Below are 5454 nucleotides of genomic sequence, written 5' to 3' on the forward strand. Positions count from 1 at the left end.
ACCACCCGCACCCGGGCGCACCCGATCTGGCGCCCACGGACCGCCCGACGCCGACGACCACCGACACCACCTGCGATGTGCTCATCGTGGGCGGCGGGATCAATGGCGTGGGCATCGCGCGCGACCTCGCAGGGCGCGGCCTGTCGGTGCTGCTGTGCGAAAAGGACGACCTCGCGGCACACACCTCGTCGTCTTCGACCAAGCTGATCCACGGCGGCCTGCGCTACCTCGAGTACTACGAGTTTTCGCTGGTGCGCAAGGCGCTGGCCGAGCGCGAGGTGCTGCTGAAAAGCGCGCCGCACATCATGTGGCCGCTGCGCTTCGTGATGCCGCACGACCCGAGCATGAGACCGGCGCTGATGATCCGCGCGGGCCTCTTCCTCTACGACCACCTGGCCAAGCGCGAGGTGCTGCCCGGCTCGCACGGCATCGACATGCGCTCGCATGTGGCCGGCCAGCCCCTCAAGCCCCAGTTCACCAAAGGCTTTGTCTACTCCGACGGCTGGGTCGACGACGCGCGCCTGGTGGTGCTCAACGCCATCGACGCGGCCGAACACGGCGCCACCGTGCTCACCGGCTGGCGCTGTGTGGATGCGCAGCGCAACCCCACCGGCTGGCAGATGCAGCTGCAAGACGCTCATGGCGCACGGCGCCGCGTCAGCGCGCGTGCGCTGGTCAATGCAGCTGGGCCCTGGGCTGCGCAGTTCTTGCAGGAACATGCACACCTGCATGAGTCGAAAACACTGCGCCTGGTGAAGGGCAGCCACATCGTGGTGAAGAAACTCTTCGACCACGACCACGCCTACATCTTCCAGAACCCCGATCGCCGCATCATCTTTGCCATCCCCTACGAAGGCGAGTTCACGCTGATCGGCACCACCGACGTGGAGCACGACGGCCCGGCCGGCCAGGCACGCATCAACGACGACGAGATCAGCTACCTGTGCGAGCAGGCCAGCCGCTATTTCGCCAAGCCCATCACCCCGAGTGACGTGGTCTGGACGTACGCCGGCGTGCGGCCCTTGCTGGGCGACGAGACCGCCGACGCGTCAGCGGTCACCCGTGACTACCAACTCGACTTCGACACCGCACAAGCCCCGCTGCTCACCGTGTGGGGCGGCAAGATCACCACCTTCAGAAAACTCGCCGAAGAAGCCGCCGATGGCCTGTGCCAGCACCTGGGCGTGAAAAAGCCCGCGTGGACCGCCGGCGCCTTTTTGCCTGGGGGCGACCTGAGCGCCTGGATCGGTCCGCCGGTGCGGCCCGACTCCGACTTCGAACGTTTCGACCAGGCGCTTGCCCAGCAACACCCCACCTGGCCTGCCACCGTGCGCCGCCACCTCGCGCGCTGCTACGGCGCGCGCATCGACAAGGTGGTCGGTCCCGAAGGCCTGGGCGAAGAGATTGCGCCCGGCTTGTACGAAGCCGAACTCAACTATCTGCACCAGCACGAGTGGGCGCGCAGCGCCGACGATGTGTTGTGGCGGCGCACCAAGCTCGGCCTGCACATGACAGCGGCCGACCGCGAGCAAGTGGCGCGCTGGTGCCAAGCCCGTTGGCCCCTGAAGAAAGAGCCCTTGGAGATGAAAGCGTGAGCGTGTTGACGAAAAGGAAAGCCAGATGCAGCTGACCCTGGAGCGGGTCGACAAACAGGTGGGCCCGGACACCCACCTGTACCCGCTGGATTTGACGCTCGTGCCGGGCGCCGTGACGGTGTTGCTGGGCGCCACGCAGGCCGGCAAGACCACGCTGATGCGACTGATGGCGGGGCTGGACGTGCCCAGCAAGGGCATCGTGCGCGTCGATGGCGTCGACGTGACCGGCACCCCGGTGCGCGAACGCAATGTCGCGATGGTCTACCAGCAGTTCATCAACTACCCGTCGATGACGGTGTTCGACAACATCGCCTCGCCTTTGAAACTGCGCAAGGACAAGGGCATCTCCGAGCGGGTGAACGAGCTCGCGGCCAAGCTGCACATCGAGCCCTTCCTGAAGCGCCTGCCGGCCGAGCTGTCGGGTGGCCAGCAGCAGCGTGTGGCGCTGGCCCGCGCGCTGGCCAAGAACGCACCGCTGATGCTGCTCGACGAGCCGCTGGTGAACCTGGACTACAAGCTCAGAGAAGAGCTGCGCGACGAACTGACCCAGCTGTTTGCCGCCGGCAGCTCGACCGTGGTCTACGCCACCACCGAGCCCACCGAGGCGCTGCTGCTCGGCGGCTACACCGCCGTGATGGATGGCGGCGAGCTGCTGCAATACGGCCCGACCGCCGAGGTGTTCCACCGGCCCAAATCCATCCGCGTGGCGCGCGCCTTCAGCGACCCACCGATGAACCTGATCGCCGGCAACGCGGCCAGCATCGGCATCAGCCTGCCGGCGGGTGTGCAACTCTCGGTGCCGCTGCCGCAGGCGCACACCCAGGCACTGACGATCGGCGTGCGGGCGAGCGCCTTGCGTGTGCACCAGCGCCCCGGTGACGTGGCCCTGCCCGGCAAGGTGGAGCTGGCCGAGATCTCAGGCTCCGACACTTTTGTGCACGTCGACACCGCGATCGGCGAAGTGGTCGCGCAACTCACCGGCGTGCACTTCTTCGACCTCGGCGCGCCGATCACGCTGTACCTGCACCCCGAGCATGTGCATGTGTTCGACTCGGCTGGCGCACTGCTGGTCGCCCCGCAGCGGGAAACGGGACAGATCAAATGACTCTTTTTTCACAAGCGCAGCGAAGTGCCCATAGAGCAACGCCCCGAGGAACCGGCTTTGCCGGGCCTCTGGGGTGGCGCCCCTTGGGGGCAGGAGCGCAGCGACTGGGGGGCAAATAATGGCACGCATCGACCTCGATCTCGCGCACGCCTATCGGCCCAACCCGCAGAAGGACGAAGACTACGCCCTGCTGCCGCTGAAGATGACCTTCCGCGACGGCGGCGCCTACGCCCTGCTCGGCCCCTCGGGCTGCGGCAAGACCACGCTGCTCAACATCGTCTCCGGCCTCGTCACGCCCTCGCAAGGCACGGTGAAATTTGACGGCGTGGAGGTGACACGCAAGTCGCCGCAGCAGCGCAACATCGCCCAGGTGTTCCAGTTCCCTGTCATCTACGACACGATGACGGTGGCCGAGAACCTCGCCTTCCCGCTGAAGAACCGCGGTGTTGCGCCCGACAAGATCAAGCAGCGTGTGGGCGTGATCGCCGAGATGCTGGAGATGAGCGGCCAGCTCAACACCCGCGCCGCCGGGCTGGCGGCCGACGCCAAGCAGAAGATCAGCCTGGGCCGTGGCCTGGTGCGCGAAGACGTGAGCGCCGTGCTGTTCGACGAGCCGCTGACCGTGATCGACCCGCACCTCAAGTGGCAACTGCGCCGCAAGTTGAAGCAGATTCACCATGAGCTGAAGCTCACGTTGATCTACGTGACGCACGACCAGGTGGAGGCGCTCACCTTCGCCGAAGAAGTGGTGGTGATGACACGCGGCCGCGCCGTGCAGATCGGCTCGGCCGACCAGCTTTTCGAGCGCCCGCAACACACTTTCGTCGGCCATTTCATCGGCTCGCCGGGCATGAACTTTTTGCCCGCCGGCATCGTGCCCGGTGCGCCGGAAGGCGCCACGCTGCTCGGCGTTCGACCCGAGTACGTGACCATCACCGCCCCCAACACCGCCGGCGCCGTGACGGCCATCGTCACGCAGCGGCAAGACGTCGGCACCTACTGGCTCATCACCGCCAAGACGGGGTCGAGCGTGATCCGCGCGAGGCTCAGCGCCGATGCGTCACCACCGGCGGTGGGAGACACGGCCTGGTTCAGTGTCGCGGGCACGCACACCTGCTACTACAAGAACGAGGAACTCGTCGCATGAAACCCGTCAACCAGAAAGCCTGGTTTCTCATCCTCCCCGTCATCTTGTGCGTGGCCTTCTCGGCCATCCTGCCCTTGATGACGGTGGTCAACTACTCGGTGCAAGACATCATCTCGCCCGAGCGCCGGGTGTTCGTCGGCACCGAGTGGTTCAAGTCGGTGATGCGAGACGACGACCTGCAAGGCGCGCTCATGCGCCAGATCGGTTTTTCGCTCTCGGTGCTGCTGGTCGAGATCCCGCTGGGCATCGCCCTCGCGCTGTCGATGCCGGCCAGCGGTTGGAAGTCATCGGCCGTGCTGGTGCTGGTCGCCATCTCGCTCCTGATCCCCTGGAACGTGGTCGGCACCATCTGGCAAATCTACGGCCGCACCGACATCGGCTTGTTGGGCGCCTCGCTCGCCTGGCTGGGCATCGACTACAGCTACACCGGCAGCGCCACCCATGCGTGGTTGACGGTGCTGGTGATGGACGTATGGCACTGGACGCCACTGGTCGCGCTGCTGTGCTTTGCCGGCCTGCGCGCCATCCCCGATGCCTACTACCAGGCGGCAAGCATCGATGGTGCAAGCAAGCTCGCCGTGTTCCGCTACATCCAGCTGCCCAAGCTGAGAGGTGTGCTGATGATTGCGGTGCTGCTGCGCTTCATGGACAGTTTCATGATCTACACCGAGCCCTTTGTGCTGACGGGTGGCGGGCCGGGCAATGCGACCACGTTCCTGAGCCAGTACCTCACGCAAAAGGCGGTCGGCCAGTTCGACCTCGGCCCTGCGGCCGCCTTCTCGCTGATCTACTTTTTGATCATCCTGCTGCTGTGTTTCATCCTCTACAACTGGATGCAGCGTGTGGGCACCCAAAACGTGAAGGAGGCTCAACATGGATGAGCGCCGCTTCAAGAAGCGCACGATCTTCCTGATCGCGTACCTGCTGTTTGCCATCCTGCCGGTGTACTGGATGGTCAACATGTCGTTCAAGACGAACAACGAGATCCTGTCGACCTTCAGCCTGTTCCCGGTGAACTTCACCTGGGAGCACTACAAGACCATCTTCACCGATGAGTCGTGGTATTCGGGTTACATCAACTCGCTGATCTACGTCGCCATCAACACGGTGATCTCGCTGCTGGTGGCGCTGCCGGCGGCCTATGCCTTCAGCCGCTACAGCTTCCTCGGCGACAAGCATGTGTTCTTCTGGTTGCTGACGAATCGCATGACACCGCCCGCGGTGTTCTTGCTGCCCTTCTTCCAGCTCTACACCACCCTCGGCATGATGGACACGCACATCGCGGTGGCGCTCGCGCACCTGCTGTTCAACGTGCCGCTGGCGGTGTGGATTCTCGAAGGTTTCATGAGCGGCATCCCGCGCGAAATCGACGAGACGGCCTACATCGACGGCTACTCCTTCCCGCGCTTCTTCCTCACCATCTTCATCCCGCTGATCAAGGCGGGTGTGGGCGTGGCCGCCTTCTTCTGTTTCATGTTCAGCTGGGTCGAACTGCTGCTGGCGCGCACGCTGACCAGCGTCAATGCCAAGCCGATCGTCGCTACGATGACGCGCACCGTGTCGGCTTCGGGGATGGACTGGGCGACGCTGGCGGCGGCGGGTGTGCT

5 protein-coding genes are annotated in these 5454 nt (G+C 65.0%); all 5 read left to right on the forward strand.

The window, feature by feature from the left end:
• The first annotated feature begins 26 nt into the window (after window positions 1-26).
• Window positions 27-1595 carry a glycerol-3-phosphate dehydrogenase gene (gene glpD, locus RMO40_RS21770; protein ID WP_309725696.1) on the forward strand — a complete coding sequence of 523 codons (1569 nt, stop codon included), beginning with the start codon at window positions 27-29 and terminating at the stop codon, window positions 1593-1595.
• A 25-nt stretch (window positions 1596-1620) separates the two neighbouring features.
• Window positions 1621-2700: an ATP-binding cassette domain-containing protein gene (locus RMO40_RS21775; protein WP_309725692.1), complete on the forward strand. Its 1080-nt coding sequence runs from the start codon at window positions 1621-1623 to the stop codon at window positions 2698-2700.
• A gap of 118 nt (window positions 2701-2818) precedes the next feature.
• Complete coding sequence (locus tag RMO40_RS21780) at window positions 2819-3847, forward strand: ABC transporter ATP-binding protein (RefSeq protein ID WP_309725693.1); 1029 nt, start codon at window positions 2819-2821, stop codon at window positions 3845-3847.
• Window positions 3844-4728 carry an ABC transporter permease subunit gene (locus tag RMO40_RS21785; protein ID WP_309725694.1) on the forward strand — a complete coding sequence of 295 codons (885 nt, stop codon included), beginning with the start codon at window positions 3844-3846 and terminating at the stop codon, window positions 4726-4728. The genes RMO40_RS21780 and RMO40_RS21785 overlap by 4 nt, the downstream gene beginning before the upstream one ends.
• Window positions 4721-5454: ABC transporter permease subunit (locus RMO40_RS21790; protein WP_309725695.1), on the forward strand; the 734-nt coding region annotated here is incomplete at its 3' end. The genes RMO40_RS21785 and RMO40_RS21790, both read left to right, overlap by 8 nt.

Source organism: Rhizobacter sp. (assembly GCF_031412075.1).
In the GTDB taxonomy this organism is placed as follows: Bacteria; Pseudomonadota; Gammaproteobacteria; order Burkholderiales; family Burkholderiaceae_C; genus Rhizobacter.